Origin of the sequence: Orrella marina (assembly GCF_003058465.1) — a bacterium.
In the GTDB taxonomy this organism is placed as follows: domain Bacteria; phylum Pseudomonadota; class Gammaproteobacteria; order Burkholderiales; family Burkholderiaceae_B; genus Algicoccus; species Algicoccus marinus.
On sequence record NZ_CP028901.1, the window covers coordinates 1,057,053 to 1,081,956 of the forward strand.

At 55.1% G+C, this 24,904-nt stretch carries 15 protein-coding genes and 4 pseudogenes; 13 read left to right on the top strand and 6 right to left on the bottom strand.

Annotation, left to right across the window (positions count from 1 at the left end):
- Positions 1 to 32: 32 nt before the first annotated feature.
- The 4 genes and pseudogenes from DBV39_RS04690 to DBV39_RS04705 form a co-directional block, all read right to left on the bottom strand.
- The gene (locus tag DBV39_RS04690) at positions 33 to 1,781 is read right to left on the bottom strand and encodes a hydantoinase/carbamoylase family amidase (RefSeq protein ID WP_108620555.1); all 1,749 of its coding nucleotides are present in this window, start codon (positions 1,779 to 1,781) and stop codon (positions 33 to 35) included.
- Positions 1,782 to 2,311: 530 nt separating this feature from the next.
- Positions 2,312 to 3,283, bottom strand: a complete 972-nt coding sequence (puuE, locus tag DBV39_RS04695; protein ID WP_108620556.1) for an allantoinase PuuE — start codon at positions 3,281 to 3,283, stop codon at positions 2,312 to 2,314.
- A 43-nt stretch (positions 3,284 to 3,326) separates the two neighbouring features.
- A complete protein-coding gene (locus tag DBV39_RS04700; RefSeq protein ID WP_108620557.1) occupies positions 3,327 to 3,560 on the bottom strand; it encodes a YdcH family protein in 234 nt (77 codons plus the stop codon).
- Positions 3,561 to 3,793: 233 nt separating this feature from the next.
- Positions 3,794 to 4,827 (bottom strand): annotated as a pseudogene (locus DBV39_RS04705) (serine hydrolase domain-containing protein).
- A 74-nt stretch (positions 4,828 to 4,901) separates the two neighbouring features.
- Here DBV39_RS04705 and DBV39_RS04710 point away from each other — a divergent pair.
- The 7 genes and pseudogenes from DBV39_RS04710 (at position 4,902) to ptsP (ending at position 12,247) form a co-directional block, all read left to right on the top strand.
- Positions 4,902 to 5,240 carry a hypothetical protein gene (locus tag DBV39_RS04710; protein ID WP_108620558.1) on the top strand — a complete coding sequence of 113 codons (339 nt, stop codon included), beginning with the start codon at positions 4,902 to 4,904 and terminating at the stop codon, positions 5,238 to 5,240.
- A 770-nt stretch (positions 5,241 to 6,010) separates the two neighbouring features.
- Complete coding sequence (gene thrS / locus DBV39_RS04720; RefSeq protein ID WP_108620560.1) at positions 6,011 to 7,948, top strand: threonine--tRNA ligase; 1,938 nt, start codon at positions 6,011 to 6,013, stop codon at positions 7,946 to 7,948.
- On the top strand, positions 7,938 to 8,537 hold the full coding sequence (gene infC / locus DBV39_RS04725) for a translation initiation factor IF-3 (RefSeq protein ID WP_227870894.1): 600 nt from the start codon (positions 7,938 to 7,940) through the stop codon (positions 8,535 to 8,537). Before thrS ends, infC begins: the two co-directional genes overlap by 11 nt.
- Positions 8,537 to 9,534, top strand: a pseudogene (gene gshB / locus DBV39_RS04730) (glutathione synthase). The gene infC and the pseudogene gshB overlap by 1 nt, the downstream one beginning before the upstream one ends.
- Positions 9,535 to 9,538: 4 nt before the next feature.
- Positions 9,539 to 10,153, top strand: coding sequence for a PTS sugar transporter subunit IIA (locus tag DBV39_RS04735; protein WP_159078805.1), 615 nt, complete (start codon positions 9,539 to 9,541; stop codon positions 10,151 to 10,153).
- A 90-nt stretch (positions 10,154 to 10,243) separates the two neighbouring features.
- Positions 10,244 to 10,513 carry an HPr family phosphocarrier protein gene (locus DBV39_RS04740; RefSeq protein ID WP_108620562.1) on the top strand — a complete coding sequence of 90 codons (270 nt, stop codon included), beginning with the start codon at positions 10,244 to 10,246 and terminating at the stop codon, positions 10,511 to 10,513.
- 19 nt (positions 10,514 to 10,532) lie between these two features.
- A pseudogene (ptsP, locus tag DBV39_RS04745) lies at positions 10,533 to 12,247 on the top strand (phosphoenolpyruvate--protein phosphotransferase).
- A 223-nt stretch (positions 12,248 to 12,470) separates the two neighbouring features.
- Here ptsP and DBV39_RS20585 read toward each other — a convergent pair.
- Positions 12,471 to 12,689, bottom strand: a pseudogene (locus DBV39_RS20585) (IS630-like element ISCARN21 family transposase); the annotation flags it as partial.
- 568 nt (positions 12,690 to 13,257) lie between these two features.
- Here DBV39_RS20585 and DBV39_RS04755 point away from each other — a divergent pair.
- The 6 genes from DBV39_RS04755 to gadC all read left to right on the top strand — a co-directional run bounded on the left by DBV39_RS04755 (position 13,258) and on the right by gadC (position 23,414).
- Positions 13,258 to 14,733, top strand: coding sequence for a basic amino acid/polyamine antiporter (locus DBV39_RS04755; protein WP_227870813.1), 1,476 nt, complete (start codon positions 13,258 to 13,260; stop codon positions 14,731 to 14,733).
- 125 nt (positions 14,734 to 14,858) lie between these two features.
- On the top strand, positions 14,859 to 17,231 hold the full coding sequence (locus DBV39_RS04760; protein ID WP_108620564.1) for an Orn/Lys/Arg family decarboxylase: 2,373 nt from the start codon (positions 14,859 to 14,861) through the stop codon (positions 17,229 to 17,231).
- Between the two features lie 148 nt (positions 17,232 to 17,379).
- Entirely contained in the window at positions 17,380 to 18,867 is a 1,488-nt protein-coding gene (locus tag DBV39_RS04765; protein ID WP_193853048.1) for a basic amino acid/polyamine antiporter, read from the top strand.
- A 64-nt stretch (positions 18,868 to 18,931) separates the two neighbouring features.
- On the top strand, positions 18,932 to 19,963 hold the full coding sequence (locus tag DBV39_RS04770; RefSeq protein ID WP_108620565.1) for a FomA family porin-like outer membrane protein: 1,032 nt from the start codon (positions 18,932 to 18,934) through the stop codon (positions 19,961 to 19,963).
- A gap of 220 nt (positions 19,964 to 20,183) precedes the next feature.
- A complete protein-coding gene (locus DBV39_RS04780; RefSeq protein WP_108620567.1) occupies positions 20,184 to 21,581 on the top strand; it encodes a glutamate decarboxylase in 1,398 nt (465 codons plus the stop codon).
- A 261-nt stretch (positions 21,582 to 21,842) separates the two neighbouring features.
- Positions 21,843 to 23,414, top strand: coding sequence for a glutamate:gamma-aminobutyrate antiporter (gadC, locus tag DBV39_RS04785; protein ID WP_108620568.1), 1,572 nt, complete (start codon positions 21,843 to 21,845; stop codon positions 23,412 to 23,414).
- Between the two features lie 240 nt (positions 23,415 to 23,654).
- On the opposite strand, the gene DBV39_RS04790 is transcribed toward gadC, so the two are convergent.
- Positions 23,655 to 24,881 carry an ammonium transporter gene (locus DBV39_RS04790; protein WP_108620569.1) on the bottom strand — a complete coding sequence of 409 codons (1,227 nt, stop codon included), beginning with the start codon at positions 24,879 to 24,881 and terminating at the stop codon, positions 23,655 to 23,657.
- Positions 24,882 to 24,904: the final 23 nt, after the last annotated feature.

The following is a 24,904-nucleotide window of genomic DNA, read 5'->3' on the forward strand; positions in this document are numbered from 1 at the left end:
CTGCGTCGCGTGATGACGGGGCCTGATCCGGATCAGACTGACTGGATCAGATGCAGCATCGCGGCCGTTGCCAGCTCCATGTCATGGCTAGTCGTGGATTCCAGCGGGTTGTGGCTAATCCCGTTGTTCTCTCCCCTGACAAAGAGCATAGCCTGTGGCATGACAGTCGCAAGCTTCATTGCGTCATGACCCGCGCCACTTGGCAACTCAAACGGCTGTAATCCCAGACTACGAACTGCGTTATCCCAGTGTTGCTGCATCGCGGGGTCGCTCGGAGCAGCGGCCACACGCATGGTTTCGTTCAAGATGACGCAGACCGACTCTGAGGCCTCGATCTCCCGGATTCCTTTTACGATGGCTGCAATGACAGTGTCGCGCTGCGCGTCCGTGGGCGCCCGGACATCCAGGCTGAACTCGCACAACCCCGGGATCACATTGATTGATCCGTTCGGGACCTGAAGCATCCCTACGGTGGCAACCGACCCTGGATGCGCAAGTGCGCACTGCTGGGCCAGCAAGATGATGCGTGCCGCTGCACAGGCGGCATCCTGGCGCTGGATCATTGGCGTGGTTCCGGCGTGGCCCGCAAGCCCTTTGATTTGTCCCTTGAAACGTACGCCACCATTGATGGATGTCACCACTCCCAGAGACAGTCCCTTGTTGTTCAGAACCGGGCCCTGCTCAATGTGCACTTCGACGAATCCACGGTATCTGGCGGGATCGCGCTTGATCGATGCAATGCCCTCAATGTTGTGGCCGGCCGCCTCGATTGCCTCTCGCATGCTGATGCCATTTGCATCGGTCTGATCCAGCCAGTCATAGTTGAACTTGCCTGTTACAGCCCCGCTTGCCAGAAACGTCGCCGCAAAACGTTGCCCTTCTTCCTCAGAAAAGCCAATCACCTCGATCCCGCGTGCAGGGCGGATTCCCTGCTGATGCATGACGTCAATGCATGCAAGCGGCAGCAATATTCCGAGACGACCATCGTAGCGACCGCCATTGCGCACGGTGTCATAGTGACTGCCCGTCAATAATCTGGGCGCCTCCGGATCCTGGCCATGGTACACACCGACGACATTGCCGAGATCGTCGATGTGGACCTCATCGCACCCACACTGGCTCATCCGGTCGGCCAGATCCAGCGCGACCTGTTGATGCGCAGCGGTCATGAACGTCACGGTCAACGCGCCTTCCTGATCGCTATGCCGTGTCAGATCCTCGTGCCAGTCCCAGAGACGATCTCCAACAACGGGCTCTGTGTTAAGTAACGGATCGAATGCGATCTCGAGGGTGCGCAAGACCTCCTGTACGCTGACACGTCTTTCATGATCAACGGGGTGGGCCAGACGGCGCTCGAGTTGACTGGCCAGCGTTTCGTGCGTCATCCCGGCTCGTCTGGGCCCGGCGAGCGCAACCAGATGCGGCCAGCCGAATTGCTGCACGTAGCGTTCGGCAGACTGGGCAAGCGCAGCGGGCAGGGGGGTCGCCATCTGGGTTTTCAGAATCGCCTCTTGCTGCTCGAAAGTTGCATTGAGTACGGCCGTCGCGATTCGCTCTCTCAAACAGGCGAGCGTCATACCGGAACCCAGACCCTTGAAAGCATCCTCGAGCCAGGCTGCATGCCCTAGATGGGTCAACGCAGTTTTAAGGGCAAGTGACTGCTCCTGTTCGCTCAGTGGTTTCAGACAAGGGAACGTCTCGGGCACGCTCCACCCAGGTGGATGACCCGGTTGAGCAGGTTGTGATGTTTGATCGATTGCACTCGTCTTGGCACTTGTCATGACAGGTCTGTCCAGAAAGTTGATTTCGAAGCACTGGGGGTGGTGAGTAAAACGCGGCGCGAAAGTTGTTCAAGGTTGTGCAAGAGTTTGGTACACGCCTGCCGAACTTGCAACCCCCCGAGATGAGTTGCCCTGTGGCCGGTCGTGGCCGCGTGTCATTGTCACCCACAACATGGCGGCAACCAGAACTCGCGTGCCGGGGTGCCGCGACGGGTGTCCAGCAAGACGCGTGCCAGACTTCGATCCCGGGAAGTCTGGCGTTCTTGTCCTGGAATCCCCCTGGAGTCACCCTGGAATTCCAGCCAAACCCCGGTCAACCAGATCAGGCGATGACATCCGCCCGCGGTACGCTCCTTCTTGATGGATTCTCACTCTTGTCCGGGTTCATGTGGCGAGTCACACGGGTCACACGGGTCACACGGCTCGCAAATGCGTCATTTGGTGCAGACGATGCACCATGGTTGGGCGCGCACTTGCTAACGGCAAGGATGGCTCGCATTGGAGCAGAGCTGATCGTTCTCGACCAGACGTCAGATGTCACAGGGAAAAGTGGCTCGCCAGTGACGAGCAATGTCAATTCGTCGGCAGACCCAGACATCCGGTTTGCTTTGAATATAGTCAAGGAACCGTTGCAGTGCACCGATGCGGCCAGGTCGCCCCAGCAACCGGCAATGCATGCCGATACTCATCATCTTGGGCTTGTTCAGGCCTTCCGGATCCCCTTCGGCATAGAGTGCGTCAAACGAGTCTCTGAGGTAGAGCCAGAACGGATCCGCATGCGAAAACCCCTGAGGGAGGGCGAACCGCATATCGTTGCAATCTAGCGTGTAGGGAACGATCAGATGCGATGCCAGTTCTCCGTTGCTACGGCGGACCTTCATCCAGAAGGGGAGGTCGTCACCGTAGTAGTCGCTGTCGTATTCGAAACCGCCATGATCAACGACGATCTGCCGGGTGTTGGGACTGTCTCGACCGGTATACCACCCCAAAGCATGCAGGTGTCGCTGGCCGTGCAAAGGCTCCCCGGTCATCTCGCAAATAATGCGCACGGCTTCACGCAGGTGCTGCGCCTCCACTTCAGGCGAGCAATCCTGATAGTGGATCCATTTAAGTCCATGGCACGCAATCTCGTGACCAGCCTTCATAAACGCCTGAGTGACCTCAGGTTGACGGGCCAGCGCACTGGCAATCGCATAGACCGTCAGCGGCAGCCCGCGTGACTCAAACTCGCGCAGAATACGCCAGACACCCGCACGCGACCCGTACTCATAAATCCCTTCCATGGACATGTGTCGGGCTGGAAATGCCGGCGGCGAGAACATCTCCGACAAGAACGTCTCGCTGGCGGGGTCGCCGTGCAGAACGGAGTTTTCTCCGCCTTCCTCGTAATTGAGAACAAACTGCACAGCAATGCGAGCGTCGCCAGGCCATTGCGGGTGTGGTGGGTTGGCACCGTAACCAACAAGGTCACGTGGGTAACTGGCTGTTGAGTCGTAGATCATCGTAGGTCGTCAGGCGAATTGTTCAGCAAACCGTTCAGACGGGTCAGGTGTTTCCGCTGGATTCCTGTTCATGTTTTTGCAGTATTGCGAACAGTTGATCCTTGAGCAAAAGCTTCTCTTTTTTCAGGGTTTCGATCTCTTCCTGGGTCCCCGGGGAAATATGGTCTTCCATATTCTTGATCTTGTGGTCCAGATCGTTGTGCTTGTCAAAGAGACGGGTGAAATGGTGGTCGTTGTGCTTGAGCTTGGAGATCAGATCACGGTATTCAGGAAACATAAAGACTCCGGTGGGTTGAAAAGAAGAAAAGTAAAAAAATGCGTACAACGATAAAGAGCACAATATCAGTCTGAAGCCAGCGGCTCTCATACCTGCCAAAACAGGTCCTTCAGAATGCTCCCGTCATGCCTGAGCCTCTGGACCACTCTGATCATCGCATGAAGAAAACGCCTGACCTGCTTATATTGCTTATATTAGTCCTCAGTTATCTTGGTCCTCGGTTATCTTATCCTCTACTTTGCGTCAAAAGCGCGCAAGACCCGCCCGAAAAACTCGTTCGCTTGATCTGCGTTAAGCCATCGAACAATCACAGATAGGTTTCTGGACGGTTCCACCCAGGTGAAGTTGCCACCCGCTCCAAACGCAAAATAGCTGGTATCCGGAACAGAGGAAAAAATTCGCTGCTCGTGATTGAGCCAGACCAGGTAACCATAAAACGGAGCAAGTTCGCAAGGTGCCCTCATGCGATCGAACCAGTCCTTGCTAAGGATCTGACGACCATTGAACGTCCCTTCATTGCGCATGAGTTCCGCAATCAGCGACTGATCCATGGCACTGATCGACACGCCAGCCCCCAGTGCGATCCCCCCGGAACGCTTGGCATACGCTGACCGTCGATATCGACCCATGCATGATCGTATCCCACCCAGCGCCAGTTCCCGGACATGCCGACCGGAACCGCAATGCGCTCGCGGAACACTTCAGGAAGTGGTTTTCTGAACAAATGCAGCAATGCCAGCGAAAGCTGGTTGATGCGCACATCGTTGTACTCCCAGTAGCTACCCGGTGCCTGTAGTGGTCGGGCCTGTCCCTTCACACCGTCCGGAGCAGGGGAGAATGCCAGACTGCGGTAGTGATCAACCTGATCCGGAATATCAAAGCACGACCCCGTCCACTCGCTGGTCTGCTGCAGCATCTGATGCCAGGTGACCTCCCGGTTGTGCCCTTCATCAAAACCGATGCCCGGCAGCACATCACCAATACGCTGCTCAGGTCGCAGCAGACCGTCGTCATAGGCCAGCCCGGCAATCAAGGCGAGGTACGCTTTGGCAACACTGAAAGTCAGGTCTGCACGATCCGGCTCCCCCCAGCTGGCGATCACTTCACCGTCTCGCCGAATGACGCCACTCACACCGCCGCGCTCGTGGACAGGCCCGTAGAGCCGGTTGTAGGGCGGCGGATCACCTTGATGCACACCCCAGACACCCTTCGTGTCGCGAGACCAGCCAACCTCGTTGGCAACAGCAAAGTTGACAGCGGATGCCAGATAGGCAGGAACATCAGTCACAGAAATCTCCTTGAAAAGCGCGTGATGGCTACAGGCTACGCAACACAGAACGGATGCAGACGAGCCTGCGCCACGTCACCCCTGTCGACAGGGTGATTAAAAGCACCAGAAGCACCAGACGTGCCCGAAGTGTCGTAATGCCGGATTGCGACGGCGCCGAGGCAGCAGGCTCTCTGCTGGTCAGCCTGTTTGCAGAACTGAGCGTAGCGTTGATGCAGCGCTGTGCGCAACCAGTCTCTGGACATGCTGTTGAAAGCTGGAACGGGGCGAACTCGCAAAGCGGCTCCAGAGGCGTTGCCAGACGCCAGTCCACGCCGGAATCTGACACAGAGCAGACAACGAAACCACCATATGGGCCACGAGTCCCGCAACGCGCAGCACGAATTCTGTGAACGCTGGCCAACACATCGAGCTGAAAAACATCTTAAAAGCCAGAAAAACAGGGTTGTCAAGACCTGATAATGGTGCGCAATGTTAAACTCGAGCCCATATGTAAATATTGGATAATCCTGCTGGACAAACCGACGGCAAGGTGACAGCGAGAGGTGAGAGCGAGGCAGACTGCAAGGTCATCGTTTCCATGTCGAACTGCCTGGTGAGGCCCGTTTAAAGCTGCTGTTGATCCGTTGTGTTTCGCAGATTCCCTCTGGACAAGTCAATGCAGGCGTACGGGGCCTTGTTGAAGGTCTTCGTGCAAGCTGCCACGCAAGCTGTCGGGGAAGTATCAAGGTCATTCTGATCGGTGCCTCACAGGCTGGTTCAGATGCAGGCCTTGAGTTTCTTGCATGGCTTCCCATGGGTAGTTTTAAGGAAGGCTGGCTGCCTGAGTATTTGAGTTGAGGGGCAGGATATAGCAGGAGTACTGGATTACTGTCGTATCAGTAACCGTCAGTAATCATCAGTAATTATCAGTGGCCAGACGGTCATTGATCGAGCGATCAGTGAATGCACACACTGTGTGCGCACAGTGTGTGCTCTTTGCCTGACTGCACTCTGTCTGACTGCACCCGGGTTTTCGGTATTTACTGATTTTTAACGTTTGTAATGATTTCACTATTGATCCGCGAGTGTTGATTCGCAACGTGTTGATCAACAGGGCCTACGTCTCGGTTTTACCGATTCACTTATTTTTTAACTGACACAGAAGGACGAGTCCGAGAGCATGATCTCAATTACTTTGCCAGATGGTTCGCAACGAGAGTTTTCGTCTCCGGTGACGGTGGCCGAAGTGGCCCGTTCCATCGGGACCGGGTTGGCCAAGGCCGCACTGGCTGGCCGCATCACCCGTAACGGCGAGACTCGTCTGGTAGACACGTCCTACACAATCGACTCGGATACCGGACTGGCGATCATCACGGCCAAGGACGAAGACGGCCTGGACATGATCCGCCACTCGACCGCCCACCTGCTGGCCTATGCGGTCAAGGAGCTTTTTCCAGAAGCGCAGGTGACGATCGGACCGGTCATCGACAACGGGTTCTATTACGATTTTTCCTACAAGCGTCCTTTCACACCGGAAGATCTTCAGGCCATCGAGAAGAAGATGACCGAACTCGCCGCCAGGGACGAACCAGTGGTGCGTGAGGAATGGAAACGTGATGACGCCGTGGATTTTTTCAAGGGCATCGGCGAGGCTTACAAGGCCGAGATCATTGCCTCCATTCCGTCAAACGAAACCATCAGCCTTTATCGTGAAGGCAGCTTCATTGACCTGTGCCGTGGCCCGCACGTGCCGAGCACCGGAAAGCTCAAGGTCTTCAAACTGACCAAGGTGGCCGGCGCTTTCTGGCGAGGTAACAGCGATAACGAGATGCTGCAGCGTATTTATGGCACTGCATGGGCAACCAGGCAGGACCAGGACGCCTACCTGCATATGCTGGCTGAAGCCGAAAAGCGCGATCACCGCAAGCTCGGACGACAGCTCGACCTGTTCCATTTCCAGGAAGAGGGGCCTGGCCTGGTGTTCTGGCATCCGAAAGGCTGGACGCTGTGGCAGCAAGTCGAGCAGTACATGCGCGAGGTGTACCGTGACAATGGCTACCAGGAGGTCAAGGCACCGCAGATTCTGGACCTGTCACTCTGGAAAAAAACCGGTCACTGGGAGAACTATCGCGAGAATATGTTCACAACCGAGTCCGAGAACCGTCTCTACGGCCTCAAGCCCATGAATTGTCCCGGACACGTGCAGATTTACAACGCAAACCTGCACTCGTATCGTGAACTGCCCCTGCGATTCGGCGAATTTGGCCAGTGCCACCGCAACGAGCCGTCTGGCTCTCTGCACGGCATGATGCGCGTGCGTGGCTTCACACAGGACGATGGTCACATTTTTTGTACCGAAGACCAGCTACTGGACGAATGTGCGGCCTTCACGGCATTGCTGCAGAAGGTATACGCAGATTTCGGGTTTACCGAAGTGCTCTACAAGGTGGCCACCCGCCCGGAGAAGCGCATCGGTAGTGACGAAAGCTGGGACAAGGCCGAAGCGGCGCTCATGGAAAGTCTGCGCAACACTGGGTGCGAGTTCGAGGTATCCCCGGGTGACGGAGCTTTCTACGGACCCAAGATCGAGTACACGCTCAAGGACGCCATCGGGCGTCACTGGCAATGCGGAACGATACAGGTCGACTTCTCAATGCCTGCCCGTCTCGGTGCCGAGTATGTCGATGAACATGACACACGCAAGGTCCCCGTGATGCTGCACCGTGCCATCCTGGGTTCGTTCGAGCGCTTTATCGGCATGCTCATCGAGAACTTTGCAGGCGCGATGCCGCCCTGGTTGGCGCCGACGCAAGCCGTGGTCTGTTGCATTTCAGAGTCATCTGCGCACTACGCTCAACAAATCACTCAGAGCCTGAGAAAGCAAGGTTTTAGGGTTGATTCGGATTTACGGGGTGAAAAAATCACCTATAAAATTCGTGAGCACAGCATGCAGAAGATCCCTTACATTCTGGTTGTAGGGGAGAAGGAGCGAGATGCCAGTATGGTGTCTGTTCGTGCCCGGGGTGGCGTCGATCATGGCAATATGACGCCTGAAGCATTTGCCACGCTGCTTGAAGAAGACGTGGCGGATCACCGCCAGGTTGGCAATACAAACTGAAACGCAGTATTTTTATCAACTTTTAGGAGTTCTAGACATCGCAACTGAAAAGCCTCATCGCACCAATGGTGATATCCGCGTACCCGAAGTGCGACTCATCGGTCTGGAGGGCGAGCAGCTCGGTATCGTCAAAACCATTGACGCCCAGCGCACCGCCGAACAGGAAAACGTGGATCTGGTCGAGATCGCACCCAACGCGAGTCCGCCCGTCTGCCGTCTCATGGACTATGGCAAGTTCAAGTACCAGGAGCAGAAGCGGCAAGCCGAGGCTCGCGCCAAGCAAAAGACTATTCAGGTCAAGGAAGTCAAGTTTCGTCCTGGAACTGATGAAGGTGACTACCAGGTCAAACTGCGCAATCTCAAACGCTTCCTGGATGAAGGCGACAAGGCCAAGGTGACCCTGCGTTTCCGCGGCCGTGAAATGGCTCACCAGGAGATTGGTATGCGGGTACTTGAGCGTGTGCGAGATGATTTGCTTGAACTGGCAGTCGTGGAAGCCATGCCCAAACTAGAAGGCCGTCAGATGGTCATGGTGCTGGCCCCCAAGAAGAAGCCTTCCAGCAACAAGTCGGACGCTCAGAACGGATGATTCACGTTCTTTTCATTATCGACCCCATCGCGCAACTGAAAGCCTACAAGGACAGTTCAGTTGCAATGATGCGTGCCCTCGTGAGTCGAGGTCACTCGATCAGCATTGCAGAGATCGGTGACCTTTACATCGAGCAAGGTGTCGTGCGCGCTCGCACCCAGCCGATCAGCCTGCATCTGCATGCCGATCTCAAGGGTCACGGCTGGTGGGAAAACTCCGATCAGCCTTCTGAACGCGCCTTGTCGGATTTTGGTGCAGTGGTCATGCGCAAGGACCCTCCATTTGACATGGAGTACGTCTACGCAACCCATTTGCTTGAATATGCCGAAGCTCAGGGTGCGCGCGTCTTCAATAGTGGGGCTGCAATCCGCAATCACCCTGAGAAGCTCGCAATCACGGAGTTTCCGGAGTTCACCGCGCCCACGCTAGTCAGTCGTGACATGGCACGCATCCGTGCGTTTCACGAGCAGCACGAGGACATCGTTGTCAAACCGCTTGACGGCATGGGTGGCAGTGGTGTGTTTCGTCTGACTAAAAGCGATCCGAATCGCAACGCCATTCTCGAGACACTCACCCACGAGGGTCATCGCAGCATCATGGCCCAGCGTTACATTCCCGAGATCGTCGACGGTGACAAGCGGATTCTGATCATCGGTGGCGAGCCTGTGCCTTATGCACTGGCACGCATCCCGCAAGCCGGTGAGACCCGGGGCAACCTGGCCGCAGGTGGCCGGGGGTCGCTCAGCCACTGAGTGACAGCGACTGGGCCATTGCCAGGGCGGTCGCGCCCAGACTGGCTGCCAGGGGACTGCTGCTGATTGGTCTGGATGTCATCGGTCAGAATCTGACCGAGGTCAATGTCACAAGTCCGACGTGTTTTGTGGAAATCACCGAACAGACTGATTTCGACGTTGGCAAGCGATTTGCCGAGGCACTTGAGCAGGCTGTCAGCGCACACGCGCCATCAGACGGCAAGGGCGCGTCAAGCGGAGGTTGATCCCATGCAGAGCAAGTCTGATCAGGCGGCGAACTCCGCCGGGCCTGATTCACGACTGGTCAGCTCAGCTGATCCCAGTCCACCGGAGGATCCGGCACTGCCCGGTATGGATGACTGTTCTCAGCGTGCCTGTACTGTGCCTGATGTGGCTGCAAAAGCAACCGCATCAGGCAGTCAGCAGGAATCAGCCGGGGAATCCGTTCCGAAGCAATCGGGCAATCCGCCTGTTGCGCTGGTCGTTGTGGCACACACGCCACTCGCTAGCGCACTGCGCGATATCGCCCGGCATGTGTTTGGACATGATGCTCCGATCACCGCAATTGACGTCTTGCCAGGGGCCTGCGCCGAAGACTCTAGCGGTGCCATGCTCAACCAGCTCAAAGTGCTCAATCAGGGCTCTGGCGTCTTGATGATGACGGATCTGCCGGGCGCCTCACCCTGTAATGTTTGCACCAGCGCAGCGGAGATGGCCAGAGAGCAGGGCATTCCCTGCGAAGTCATCACCGGCGTCAACGCGGCGATGGTTTTACGGGCAATCAGCTATCGGGAGCAGGACATCATGTCACTCGCTCAACAAGTGATTGAGGGCGCCTCGAAAACGGTGATGCGTGTCGACTGATCTCGCGAAAGTGATTAGAGGTACTGCCATCCGTGCGACTATCAGAACGATCATAGAAACAAAGAATAATTTACAATCGGGACACTTTCCATGCCTTACGTTGATGTCACTATTTCCAACAAGCTGGGTTTGCATGCCCGGGCTGCGGCACGCCTGACCAAACTGGCAGGCCAGTTCAGCAGCGAGATTTTCATCGCGAAAGGCAAGCGTCGCGTCAACGCAAAAAGCATCATGGGCGTCATGATGCTCGCAGCTGGCCTGGGTACCGAGGTCCGGGTTGATGCTGAAGGCGCCGACGCCGAGCAAGCCCTCACGGATATCGAAGCACTTTTTAATGACAAGTTTGGTGAAGATGCCTGAACTGCCCAAAAATGGACCCATGATCTGCCTGTACGGCCGGGCTGTTGCCAGCGGCTACGCCATGGGCAGAGCAGTGGTGATGGGCGCAGCCGCGCTCGAAGTCCCGCATTACCGGATTTCCGAGGATGCGATTCTTTCAGAGAAAGCACGTTTCACGCAGGCGCTTGAAACCACCAGCAAAGATCTTCAATCCTTGATCGACTCGTTGCCAGACGATGCGCCGCGGGAACTTGCTGCTTTGCTGAACGTGCACCAGTTGCTGCTCGGGGACCCGTTGCTCGCTGATGAAACACTGACGCTGATTGAAGCGCGCCAGTACAACGCCGAGTGGGCACTGACCACCCAGGGGCAGACTCTTGGCGAGCAATTCTCATCCATGGAAGACGAGTACCTGCGCGAGCGTGGCTCAGATGTCCGTCAGGTCGTTGAACGGGTGTTGCATGTGCTTGCGGGTAGCCCCACCATGGCCACGCTTGACGAGATGGCACAGACCGATGAGCCACTCATCGTGGTGGCACGCGATATTTCGCCAGCTGACATGATCCGCTTGCGAGGTGCCAAGTTTGCCGGTTTCACGACCGAGCTTGGTGGGCCCACATCCCATACCGCGATTGTTGCGCGCAGCATGGGCGTGCCTGCCGTTGTTGCCGCCGCCAACGCGCGTCACGTGATCCGGGACGGGGATTTTCTGATTCTGGATGGACAGCAGGGTGCCATTCTGGTTAACCCGTCCCAAAGCCAGATCGAAGCCTACGAGACACTGTCGACCGAGTACGACGACTACCGCACGCGTCTGATGCGCCTGCGCGATGTGGATGCACAGACCCTGGATGGCGTGCGAATCCGTCTGATGGCCAACATCGAACTTCCCGATGAAGTGCCACTTGCACTGAGTCAGGGCGCACAGGGGATTGGGTTGTTTCGCAGCGAGTTTCTGTTCATGGGAAGGCAGGATCTGCCCTCCGAGGAAGAACAGTTCGGTGCGTATCAATCAGTGGCCCAGCAGATGGGCGGGCGCACGGTCACGATCCGTACGCTCGATCTGGGTTCGGACAAAACCCTGGACGGGAGGCAACGGTTTCAACCAATCCAGCGCTTGGGTTGCGGGCCATCCGCTATTGCCTGGCCAGACCCGAACTGTTTACCACTCAACTGCGGGCCATCCTGCGTGCATCGGCCTATGGATCGGTACGGATTCTGATCCCGATGATCACCAGCCTGGCCGAGGTCGATGCGACCAGGCAGATTCTTGCCGCGGTGCGTGATGAGCTCAAGGCGAAGGGAATCCCGGTTGCCGATCATGTGCCGATCGGAGCCATGGTCGAGGTCCCGGCGATGGCGATCGCGATCGAACCCTTTGCCGAGGCATTTGACTTTCTTTCCATTGGTACCAATGACCTGATCCAGTACACTCTGGGTATCGATCGCGCAGACTCCGACGTATCGGCGCTTTATGACCCTTTGCACCCGGCTGTCCTGAGACTGATCGCGTCGACCATCAATGCCGGGGAGCGATTCCGAAAATCCGTTTCGGTCTGCGGCGAGATGGCCGGAGACTCTCACCTCACTCGTTTGCTGCTCGGGCTCGGTCTGACTGAGTTCTCCATGCATCCACGGCAGCTGCTCGATGTGAAGCAGGAGATCTTGCGAGCGCATTCCAATGCCTTGCGGACCAAGGTCGCAATCTCTCTAAACCGGGCTCAAAGCATTGATCCCGAGTCACTTGCCGGGTAAGAGCACAAAGAGAGCAAGTGACTCGACGATCGCACCAGGCCAGATCCTGTGGATATGTTGCGCGGCATCTTTCTGAAGGGCGTATTCTCCCGGATGCTTGTGTTCAAGGTAAAACGGCCATGCGGCATCTTCATTCTGTTCATCACAATGCACTCCCTTTTTTGATCAATCCCTGGCGTTTGACAAAAGGCTGACAATCACTGCTTGTGCGACCTGACGAACACTCGAGCGAATCGTTCCGGATGTGACGCAAGAAGGTTCTTGCCATCTTCGAAAATGCACTTTCGATCAGATTGAGTCACCATCCACGTTTGGGTGTGCGGACGTATTTAAGCTGACCAGGGCGCGTGGCCAGATAAGCCATGGTCTTCTTTGAAACGTGCGAAAAGTGCTTGTCCAGAACAAACCGTTTGACCGACTCGTGTGGATAGTACGTATCAATATCCTTGCACACAACATTGACATCCTCCCCTGCCTGAAGGACGGTGATTCCGGCTACTGTCGCTCGGGGTCGTACCGAGTCTTTTGTGGCTCGATTGCGTTCTCGTTCAGAATTCGCCAGATGGTGATCTCGCCGGCCCTGGCGAGTCCGGTGTGCCTCACCTCGAGCGTGTGCTTGCGGTTCGAGAGCCCGCAAGCTGCGTGAGCACTGCGCGCTGCTCTGCTATCAATATCAGAGCGGTGCGACAGGCTTATCTGGCCATGATGGCTTCCCTCCGGGAAACATGAGAGTCATCTGACCGTTATGCTTTATGTTGACCTGTATTGATGGAACTCTCTACTGGGCAGTCACTGTCATTAGCAGGCGATCTAGAGACAAACCCTATATTTCAGGTTCTTGCGTTGCGTAGATGCCTCGCGCTAAGTTAAGATTAGAAAAAATTCGATCTGACTCACTGAATTTTAGTTTGTCACTTCCCAGACACCGATGCCTTCCTTGATGTGAGGGCATGCAACCAGGTTCCATCTGATACCGGTGTGCGTGCTTCTTATCTACGTGGAGAGCCATTTTGGCTAGTCAATCCAAAGTCGATGCCGGACCACACATCGAACAGAAAATAGGCCTGTTTGCGCTGGTTGCGGTTGTCGTCAGCTCCATGATTGGCAGTGGGGTCGACAGTTTGCCGCAGAACATGGCACAACAGTCCGCGGTCGGCCCTGTGGTCATCGCATGGATCATTTGCGGGTTCGGTATGTATTTTATCGCCCGGACTTTCATCGTTTTATCCGACGTTCGCCCCGATCTTCAGGCCGGTATTTATATGTATGCGCGCGAAGGTTTCGGATCACTTGCCGCTTTTCTGGTGGCTTGGGGCTACTGGCTCATGACCCTGTTTAGCAACGTGGCCTTTGCCGTCATGGTCATGGACGTCATGGACTATTTCATGCCAGGGGATTTCACCGGCGGCAACAATGTGGCTTCGATCATCGGCGCGTCCTTGCTCATCTGGGGCTTCCATTCACTGGTACTGCGCGGCACCATGATTGCTGGATCGATCAACTTCATCGGTACCGTCGCCAAGCTCATCCCACTGGTGTTTTTTGTGGGAATCGTTGTCTATTATCTTGACTCAGCCGAGTTGTTTCAAAACGTGTGGGGCACTCACCCAGCCGTCCACGAGAAGCCGCTGGGATCGATCACCTCGCAAGTTCTGGCACCGCTCTATGTGGCCCTTTGGTGTTTCATTGGGGTGGAGGGAGCCGTCGCATTGTCTGGACGTGCCCGAAACAAAGCTGATGTCGGACGGGCGACTTTCATCGGGTTTGTCATTTCTCTGGTGATCTGCCTTCTGGTTTCGGTATTGCCGTTCGGTGTCTTGAGTCAGCCAGCATTAAGCGCAATTGACAACCCGTCAACCGCGGGTGTCATGAACTATCTCATGGGAACCTGGGCGGAGTGGTTCATCAGCGCTGGGGTACTGGTTTCAATTCTGAGCAGCTGGCTCGCCTGGACGATGATCTGCGCTGAGATTCCAATGGTCGCAGCGATCAACGGGACTTTTCCTAAAAAATTTGCTACCAAGAATCAACACGGGGCCGCATCTTCGGCGCTGTGGATCAGCAGTTCCATCATGCAGGTGATTCTGTTGATGGTGTACTTCGCCAAACACGCCTGGCTTGATCTGCTGGCCATTTCAGCTATCACCGTTCTGCCTGCCTACTTTGCAGCTTCACTGTTTCTCTGCAAGCTCAGCCTTGAACAGAAGCGGGCAAATCAGGAACTTGCCGGCAAGTCGCTCACCTTCACCACTGGCCTGATCGGGGTCGGCTTCTGTCTGTTCATGTTGTTTGCGAGCAGTTTTGATGATGTCGCCATGACACCGTTGTTACTGACGCTCGGCATTCCTTTTTATTTTGTTGCCCGAAAGGAGCAGGGGCTGTCGGCCAGTTCATTGCATAAATGGGAGTGGATGGGTCTCGCGGTGCTTGGCGTGGTCGACCTGATCGTGATTGCGCTGTTTGTTTCAGGGAAACTGGTTTTGTAAACACATGATGTCTTCGGGCGCGTAACAGCGTTACGAAAACCAGACAGACCATGACGGTGTGAGTCACGCCAATTCAGCGATTCAGCAGTACGGCCGAGCTTTCAAACTAACCAAGGGGTGCTTGCATGCAATTCAATCACAACATACTTTTGATACTGTCGCGTGAGCTTGCCAGTTCTGATCCAGTGCAACATGCGATCGGCGCACTGGAATCTTCACTCAAGGCCAGAGGATTTCAAATTCATTGCGCAGCCGACACCGCCGATGGCAACCGATACATCGGCGAGAGCCCCCGCTATAGTGCGATCGCGATTCTGTGGAACCCGAATCATCCGCAGATGGCAAGCCAGTTTGACTCGATTGTGACAAAAATCCGCCAACGCAACGAGAACGTCCCTGTGTTCATCATGAGTGAGACCGGACTCACCACGGACATTCCGCTGCATGTATTGCGCGAAGCAGGTGAGCACATTCATCTTTATTCGGAAACGGCTGATTTCACCGCCAACCGGGTATACACCGCGGTTCATCGCTATGCTCAATCATTGCTGCCGCCGTACTTCAAGACATTGAAAGACTTCACCCAGGATGGTGACTATTACTGGGACTGCCCCGGTCACATGGGTGGCATGGCCTATCTCAAGCATCCTGTCGGTGTCGAGTTCATCAATTTCTTTGGTGAGAACATCATGCGTGCCGACATCGGGGTTGCGACCGCCGAAATGGGCGACTATCTTATTCATGCTGGCCCTCCGAAGCAGTCTGAAGAGATCGCTGCGAAGTTGTTTGGAGCCGACTGGACATTTTACGGCGTTGCAGGATCATCCGGGTCAAACCGGATTGTCGTACAAGGCGCTGTTGGTGCGAACGAAATCGCGATTGTGGACCGAAACTGCCACAAATCTCTGAACCATGGCCTGACATTGTCACAAGCCAGGCCCGTTTACCTCACGCCTACCCGAAATGGTTACGGGTTAATTGGACCGATCCCCACTCACAGGCTCCAGAAATCTGCAATCGACACGCTCATAGCCCAAAGCCAGATCACGCAAGGGGCTGTCAGTCCATCGCCCACTTACGCCGTGGTGACCAACTGCACCTACGACGGGTTTTGTTACAACGTCAGGGACGTTGTCGAGCACCTTGGAGCGAGCGTGCCGCGATTGCACTTCGATGAAGCCTGGTACGCCTACGCTCGCTTTCATCCGCTGTATCGTGATCGATTTGCAATGGACATCGGTGACGAGACCCCGGATCGTCCCACCATCTTTGCGGTTCACTCGACCCACAAAATGCTGCCAGCGCTCTCCATGGCTTCGATGATTCACGTCAAGCACAGCGACCGGGCACCGCTGGACTTTGATGATTTCAACGATGCATTCATGATGCACGGAACCACATCTCCGTTCTATCCGATCATTGCTTCGATCGACGTGGCGGTCAGCATGATGCAAGGCAATGCTGGCTATTCGCTGGTGCAAGAGTCGATCGAAGAGGCGATTGCGTTTCGTCAGACTGTGGTGAAGGTCAAACAGGATCTGATCCAGAGCAATCCGACGGACTGGTTCTTCGATGTTTTGCAACCCACCGTTGTCAAAGATCCGACGTCGGGCGAGCAAGTTGCCTTCCAGGATGCCCCTATCAGCATACTCAGCCATACACCCGAGAACTGGTGTCTGCGTGCCGGTGACACCTGGCACGGATTTAGTGATGAGGACATCGATCAGACTGACTGCATGCTCGATCCGGTGAAGGTCTCGATCACATGCCCGGGTATCACTGCGCAGGGCCAGTACGAGGATATGGGCATTCCCGGATACGTGGTCACCAAGTTCCTGGACGATCTGCGCACCGAGGTGGCCCGCACAGGTGACTATACCTTGCTGATTCTGTTCTCGGTTGGCACCACCCGAGGAAAATGGGGCACGTTAATTGAAAGCTTGCTGGCGTTCAAGAAAAGTTATGACAATGGCGTGATGGCGCTTGACGCGATTCCGTCACTGAGCAGAACAGGCAGTCGCTATCAAGGCATGACCTTGCGTGAACTGTGCCAGTCGATGCATGACACCATGCGCAAACTCGACCTCATGAAGCACATCAGTGACGCTGTCAGCACGACTACTCAGGCGGTCATGACACCAGCCGAAGCCTATCAGAAGGTGGTGCGCTACAAAACCGAACGTGTACGACTTAAAGACTTTGCCGGACGAATCGCAGCCAGCATGCTTGTACCTTATCCACCGGGCATTCCTGTTCTTATGCCTGGCGAGCGACTGCCGGACGACGATACCGGCATCATTGGATATTTACAGGCCTTACAGGCGTTCGATAAGGAATTTCCCGGATTCGAACACGAGATTCAAGGCGTGAGCGTCGATCAGAACGGTGATTACTGGGTGCGCGCGATCATTGAGGATGAGCGTGAGGCCACCGCTTTGCCTTCGCACATCCGACTGCGCAAAACAGCAAGTTCATCGAACAAGAAAGGCCGTCAATAAGACAAGAGATAGTCGAAGGGAAGCACCCATACAGGCATGACTGACCAGCCAGCCGCATATATCTGACGAGAAAAAAAGTGGCAGGTCAGTCATTGTTGAGTTGCTGCGGATCCTGCCGGATCGCATGCTTATTCTGGAAAACACCGTCATGTCAGACAAATCAACGAGTTCCTCATCAGGCACCGACCAAACCGCCAAGCTCGGATTGATCGCACTCATTGCAATCGTCGTCGGCTCGATGCTCGGCGGTGGCGTTTACAGTCTTCCACAAAACACCGCCGCCAGCTCGGCCGTTGGCCCGGTCACCGTGGCCTGGATTATCGCTGGCGTGGGCGTGTATTTCATCGCGAATTGTTTTCGGCTGCTGTCTGATGCCCGCCCAGACCTGCAGGCCGGGGTGTACATGTATGCACAGGAAGGATTTGGACGATTCATCGGGTTCAACGTAGCCTGGGGCTACTGGCTCATGACCTGCTTTGGCAACGTCGCGTTTGCGGTCATTCTGATGGATGCGTTTAACGAGTTCTTTCCGGGCGTGTTCACGGATGGCAACAACCTGAACTCCATCATATGTGGTTCGATTCTGATCTGGGGTTACAACTACCTGGTGCTTTCCGGCACCAAAGTTGCGGGTTTTGTCAACACGGTCGGCACCTTCGCCAAACTCGTACCACTGATCTTGTTCGTCCTGATTCTGGGTGTCATGATTGATTACTCCCAGTTGCTGACGAACGTATGGGGAACGGACCCACAGATTGTCACCGAGGTCAACAAGGAAACGGTATCTGTGTCGTTGATGTCTCAGATACTGGCACCGATGACGGTGACCTTGTGGGCGTTCATTGGTGTAGAGGGCGCTGTGGTGCTCTCTGGTCGAGCCCGCAACACCAATGATGTTGGCAAGGCAACGCTGCTGGGCTTCGTACTGGCCCTCTTCATTTACATGCTGCTTTCTGTGTTGCCATTTGGTGCCATGACACAGAACGAACTGAGTCAGGTGGCCAATCCCTCCACGGCAGGGGTTCTGCAACATGTGGTCCATGGGGCATGGGGTAACTGGCTCATGAGTGTGGGCCTGATCATTTCCGTACTGGCTGGCTGGCTGGCATGGACCATGCTATGCGCGGAGATCCCCATGGCCGCTGGCGAGAATGGTGCATTTCCCAAAGCTTTCGCGCGAACCAACAAGAACGATGCTGCCAGCGTTTCCCTGTGGGTCAGCAGCACTGTCATGCAAGTGGCGATGTTGCTGGTGTACTTTTCCAACAATGCCTGGAACACGATGTACAACATCAGCGCCCTGATGGTGGTGCCTGCCTACATTACCACCACGTTATTCATTGCCAAAAGCTGCATGAATGGCAGTTACCGCGGTGCGAGCCGTGGTATGGCGCTCTGGAGCGGGATTCTGGGTTCGCTGTTTTGTCTGTTCATCATCTACGCCAGCGAGATGCAGTATGTCGTGCTGGTACCCATCCTCATGACACTGGGGTTGCCGGTATACATCTGGTCGCGCACCGAAAAGAAGGACGGGCAACCGATCTTCACAAAAGTCGAGCTTTTATACCTGCTGATCCTGCTAATCGTTGATGCAGCAGTGGTGATGGCGCTGGTGGCTGGCAAGATCTCTATATGACGATCAGGCCAGATACGAATAACGCCAAAACTCTGAGACACGGAAATCGCTTAAGGAAGCGTAAATGAGCAGATCACTTTTGACAGGACTTGGCACATTGTTGCTGTGCTCAGGAATTGCCCAGGCAGATCCGGGGTTCAAGCCCAATGGTTCGATTGGCCTGACGCAAACGTTTTACGGCAATTCAGGTGGATACAAAACCGCGACAGCACACCCTTCCTTGTCGCTGAACTACAACTTCGCACCGAAATGGAATTTGAACCTCGTGTGGGACCGCACCTGGGGACTGTATGACGACTACACAGGGGCACCCAATCAACAGTACGAGTATTTCTCGCAACCCGCAGGCACATTGACCTACAACTACGGCAAGTTAGGGGACTCAAAGGTCAACTGGAGTTCGTCGGTCATGTTCGAGAACCAGACGAACATGACCGGCACTTCCACAAACTACGTATACGGCCAGACCTTCTTTGATTTCTCGGAGTATCTGCCCAGATCGGAGTTCCTGAAGGCGACCCAGTTCGCACTGGCACCGCAGTATGTCCATGCATGGAATTCGCAGGGCGGGTCAGGCAGTATCAACACGGCCGGTATCGGGTTACTCACCAACTGGGATTTGCCTGGCAACTTCTCGTTCACGCTCAATGCCTACGCATTCAAGGACTGGTACAGCGGCGCCTTGCAGATCAGCGGGCCTAACGGCAACTACAGCAGTGCCAACTATTTTGTGGCGCTAGCCTGGCTGCAGTATCAGAATACGCTGTTCAAGTTCGACCAGAACACCTCATTGTCGTTTAACTTCATTGGTGGTCTCGACCCATTCATGGCCTCAAACCGGAATGGCTCCTGGGAACCTTTCATCGCCAGCAACGCGCAGTATGAATGGCTTGGGCCTACCGTGCAGGCAGGCAACTTCAAGAGCACTTACATCCTTTTCGCGTTGCCTCAGTTGATGCTGACCTATAACGTCAATGACAAGTTGTCATTCAATGTCTTTGTACAGGTGAAGTACTCGAACCAGGTATGGGGAGACTCGGTCGGTGGCTGGAGTTTTCAGCCGCAAGGTGGCTTTGGGGTGACTTACAACTTTTGAGCATGATAACGGCGTCTGGCCCGGGTTTTTGCCAGGCGGTTGAGAAACAAGGTAACGCAAGACAGATTGCGCTCTATCCATACAAGGTGTCATACACCTGGACTCGCTTTCCGCCTCTGCCTGGCTCGGTATTGGTCGATACGGTCGATACAGGTGCAGAAGAGGATGAATGGGCGTTTGTACAACCAGATTGCATATTACTTTTTCAAGGAGATCGACCATGAATGACACGTCTGACAATCGCAACGCATCGGCGTTCGATGACGTTTACGCTTCTCAGGAACTGTCCCGAAGCCTGCCCAAGAGCCGGTTTCCGCAACGCGAAGAGAATCCGCGCAATGTGTTTAATGCCGTACGCGACGAGTTGATGCTTGACGGCAATTCACGCCAGAATCTCGCTACGTTTTGTCAGACATGGGTTGATGACGAAATCCAGGAGTTGATGGCACTTTCGATCGACAAAAACATGATCGACAAGGACGAGTACCCACAAACCGCGGAGATCGAACGTCGCTGCGTGGCCATGCTGGCTGACCTCTGGAACTCACCAGAAGCGGAAACAACCCTTGGGTGCTCGACCATCGGCTCTTCGGAAGCGGCCATGCTCGGCGGCCTGGCCTTGAAATGGCAGTGGCGTAACAAACGCAAGGCACAAGGCAAGTCCACCGATCGTCCCAATCTGGTCTGCGGACCAGTTCAGATCTGCTGGCACAAGTTCGCCCGCTATTTCGATGTTGAATTGCGTGAGATTCCGCTTGAAGGTGATCGCCTGATCATGAGCCCGGAAGAAGTACTTAAGCGCGTCGACGAAAACACAATTGGTGTGGTGCCTACGTTAGGAGTGACTTTCACATGCCAGTACGAACCCGTCAAAGCAGTGCACGATGCACTGGACAAGTTGCAGGCCGATACTGGTCTGGATATTCCGATTCACGTCGATGGCGCCAGCGGCGGCTTCCTGGCACCGTTTTGCGCACCTGACATTGAGTGGGATTTCCGTTTGCCACGGGTCAAATCCATCAACTCGTCAGGTCACAAGTTCGGTCTGGCGCCGCTGGGTGCGGGCTGGGTCGTCTGGCGTGAGGCCAAGGATCTGCCCGAAGATCTGATCTTCAACGTCAACTACCTGGGTGGCAACATGCCCACGTTTGCGTTGAACTTCTCGCGACCAGGCGGGCAGGTGATTGCTCAGTACTACAACTTCCTGCGACTTGGACGTGAAGGCTACGCCAAAATCCACAACGCATGCTATGCGACCGCCCAGTACCTCGCGGCCGAGATTGCCAAAATGGGCCCATTCGAGATTCTGTTTGACGGCGACAGTCAGAAAGGAATTCCCGCGCTGGCCTGGAAGCTCAAGGAAGGTGCTGCCATCGGTGGCTACACGCTCTACGATCTCGCCGATCGTCTTCGCAGTCGTGGCTGGCAGGTCCCGGCCTACTCGATGCCCGCTCAGCGTGAGGATCTGGTGGTTCAGCGGATCCTGGTTCGCCACGGCGTCAGCATGGATCTGGCCTCTCTGCTGCTGGATGATATGCGCCGCGCACTGGATTACTTCGAGAAGCATCCAGTGACAACGCCGTTGTCTAAAGAAGAAGGTAGTGGCTACAGCCACTGATCGGTAGTACACCAGCAGGGAGGCAGATCAGATTTCAGATGATCTGCCAGGTAGATTGGGGTTATCCGCCTGGTGCGGATGACCCCGGCGGTTTGTGGGTTCTCACATCAGGCCAATCGCGGAACGCAGTCTCTGCGGCCTGACGCTAACTCTATCGATGATTCATGTGCTCGATGGCTATACGAGGAATCACTCGACGCAAGTCGGGGCGATGTGCGATCGAGCGAGTTCGGGTGTGTTCGACTTTTTTCGGAGAACGTCATGGCGCAAGCGCCTGCTAACACTGCAAAGCAACTCAGTTTGCTAGGTTTTTTTGCGATCACAGCCTCAATGGTGATGGCTGTTTACGAGTACCCGACATTTGCAACCTCGGGGTTTAGCCTCGTGTTCTTTCTGCTTCTGGGTGGTTTACTCTGGTTCATTCCGGTCGGATTGTGTGCAGCTGAAATGGCCACTGTTGAAGGCTGGGAAGAGGGCGGGGTATTTGCCTGGGTCAGCAATACGCTGGGCGAACGATGGGGCTTTGCAGCCATCTCTTTTGGTTATCTACAGATCGCAATCGGGTTTATTCCGATGCTCTATTTCGTGCTTGGTGCTTTATCCTATATTCTGGCATGGCCAGCCTTGAACACTGATCCGACGGTCAAAACCATCGCTGGCCTGGTGATTTTGTGGGGTCTGGCATTGACGCAGTTCGGTGGTACCAAACACACCGCACAGATTGCCAAGGCGGGATTTTTTCTGGGGATTCTGTTGCCAGCCCTCATTCTGGTGTTTCTGGCCATTTCCTATCTTATGAGTGGAGCACCTTTAGCCGTCGAAATGAGTGCTGCCACGTTCTTCCCGGACTTCACTCAATTGGGAACTCTGGTGGTGTTCGTTGCCTTTATCCTCAGTTATATGGGTGTTGAGGCGTCCGCCACGCACGTCAATGAAATGAAGAATCCCGGCAGGGACTATCCGATCGCAATCGTGATGCTGATGATTGCGGCAATCTGCCTGAGTTCGATTGGTGGTCTGTCTGTGGCGGCAGTGATCCCGTTGCACGAGATCAACCTGTCGGCCGGTGTGGTGCAGACTTTCGAGGTGCTCGTCAGGCACTTTGGCAGTGGACTTGAATGGGCTGTTCGTGTGATTGCGGCCTTGCTGGTACTTGGTGTACTGGCCGAGATCGCTGCATGGATCGTAGGACCCTCACGCGGTATGTTCGTGACCGCACAGAAGGGTATCCTGCCACACAGCATGGCCAAGGTGAACAAGAACGATGTGCCAGTTAATCTGGTCATCTTCCAGTTGAGCATCACGACGGTTGCGCTCATCGTGCTGACCAACACCGGTGGCGGCAGCAATATGTCCTTCATGATTGCGCTTACGCTGACCGTGCTGATCTATCTTTGCTCTTATTTCATGCTGTTTCTGGGATATATCCATCTGATTTTGAAGCAATCGGACAAGAAGCGGGCGTTTCATGTGCCTGGTAGCAAGGGCTTTAAAGTTGTCTTGGCCGGATCGGGATTTGTGATTTCATTGCTGGCGTTTTTAGTTTCATTTGTTCCACCCAGCTCTTTGCCCGGTGCGGCCAACCACGACACATATCTGGAGCTGCTCATTATCAGCTTTCTGGTTGTGGCCGCGATTCCCTTCATCGTCTATGCACTGCATGACAAGAAAGGCAAGAAGCTGGCAGTTGACCTCGTGCACATCAAAGCACACAACATGGAAGACGGTCATCACTTCATACATCCAAGAGCGCGCTCGACTCATCATTTTGTCGCCAAAAGCGAATCGGGTGCGGGTTCGTCGACAAATTCCAGCGGTCCGGGTAACAAATAGTCGCTTGCAATGAACACTGCTAACTGACACGTCTAGCTGACACTGCCAGGTCACCGCGTGCTTTTGCATCGCACACGGTGACCTGGCGAGGCACATCAAAGCAAAGAACAAGCGGCAGATCTTGCGCGGACACTTGCCCTAAAGACAAAGCCCCCAACGTCTCGTTGGGGGCTTTGGTCAGCTCTTTTGGGTGGATGCGCAGTGATTGTGCTAACAATCACTGCGACTCACTGAACCGGTTTAGCTGTGGTAAGCCGATTCCCCGTGGCTGTTGATGTCCAGACCTTCGCGTTCGACATCTTCTGGCACACGGATACCAGCCAGTGCGTCAGCAATCTTGTAAGCAATCCAGGCAACAACACCGGACCAGATGATGGTGATGATGACACCCTCGATCTGCACCCACAGTTGACCCCAGATCATGCCAGCCGACTCCAGACCAGGACCGCCGAATGCCTGGGCATTGAAGACACCGACCAGAATCGCACCCACAATACCAGCCACTCCGTGAATACCAAAGACATCCAGAGAATCGTCGGCACGTAGCAGTCGCTTCAGACCATTGACACCCCAGACGCAGATCACGCCTGATACGACACCGATCACAAAGGCGCCAAACGGACCAACCAGACCTGCCGCAGGCGTGATGCCGACCAGACCCGCCACAGCACCGGATGCAGCACCCAGCATGGAAGGTTTGCCTTTCACGACCCACTCAGTGAACGTCCAGCCCAGCACGGCGGCAGCGGTTGCAATCAGTGTGTTGAACACAGCCAGCGTTGCTGTCTCGTTGGCCGCCAGCGCCGAGCCACCGTTAAAGCCGAACCAGCCAACAAAGAGAAGCGATGCACCAATCATGGTCATGGGCAGGTTATGGGGCTGCATGGGCTCTTTACCAAAACCGATCCGCTTGCCAATCACATAGGCACCCACCAGGCCAGCAATACCGGCGTTGATGTGAACCACCGTGCCACCTGCAAAGTCCAGTGCACCACGCTCAAGCAAGAAGCCGCCAGGACCCCAGACCATGTGTGCGATAGGAATGTAAGAGAAGGTCATCCAGATGGCGGTGAAGATCAGCACCCCAGAAAACCGCGCACGTTCAGCGAAGGATCCAACGATCAGCGCGCAGGTGATACCAGCAAAGGTTGCCTGGAACGAACCGAACAGAATCTCGGGGATCGAACCAGCCAGCGCAAACTCGCCGCTCGCAGGATCAAACATATTCGAGAAGAACGACTGGGACAAGCCCCCAAAGAAGGCGTTGCCGTCTGTGAAGGCCAGGCTATAGCCGTAGATAAACCACAAGACAACAGCCAGCGAAAAGGTCGATATGACCTGCATCAGCACGGACAGCACGTTTTTAGAACGAACCAGGCCACCGTAGAAGAGGGCCAGCCCGGGCAATACCATCAAGATGACGAACACCGTCGAGACGATTATCCATGAGACATCTGCTTTATCCATTTCAAGCTCCAGTGATTGTTTGG

Coding starts and splice junctions, on each gene's coding strand:
- DBV39_RS04690 (WP_108620555.1), bottom strand. CDS start 1,781: ATGACAAGTGCCAAGACGAGTGCAATCGATCAAACATCACAACCTGCT.
- puuE (WP_108620556.1), bottom strand. CDS start 3,283: ATGATCTACGACTCAACAGCCAGTTACCCACGTGACCTTGTTGGTTAC.
- DBV39_RS04700 (WP_108620557.1), bottom strand. CDS start 3,560: ATGTTTCCTGAATACCGTGATCTGATCTCCAAGCTCAAGCACAACGAC.
- DBV39_RS04710 (WP_108620558.1), top strand. CDS start 4,902: ATGCAGACGAGCCTGCGCCACGTCACCCCTGTCGACAGGGTGATTAAA.
- thrS (WP_108620560.1), top strand. CDS start 6,011: ATGATCTCAATTACTTTGCCAGATGGTTCGCAACGAGAGTTTTCGTCT.
- DBV39_RS04735 (WP_159078805.1), top strand. CDS start 9,539: ATGCAGAGCAAGTCTGATCAGGCGGCGAACTCCGCCGGGCCTGATTCA.
- DBV39_RS04740 (WP_108620562.1), top strand. CDS start 10,244: ATGCCTTACGTTGATGTCACTATTTCCAACAAGCTGGGTTTGCATGCC.
- DBV39_RS04760 (WP_108620564.1), top strand. CDS start 14,859: ATGCAATTCAATCACAACATACTTTTGATACTGTCGCGTGAGCTTGCC.
- DBV39_RS04765 (WP_193853048.1), top strand. CDS start 17,380: ATGTCAGACAAATCAACGAGTTCCTCATCAGGCACCGACCAAACCGCC.
- DBV39_RS04770 (WP_108620565.1), top strand. CDS start 18,932: ATGAGCAGATCACTTTTGACAGGACTTGGCACATTGTTGCTGTGCTCA.
- DBV39_RS04780 (WP_108620567.1), top strand. CDS start 20,184: ATGAATGACACGTCTGACAATCGCAACGCATCGGCGTTCGATGACGTT.
- gadC (WP_108620568.1), top strand. CDS start 21,843: ATGGCGCAAGCGCCTGCTAACACTGCAAAGCAACTCAGTTTGCTAGGT.
- DBV39_RS04790 (WP_108620569.1), bottom strand. CDS start 24,881: ATGGATAAAGCAGATGTCTCATGGATAATCGTCTCGACGGTGTTCGTC.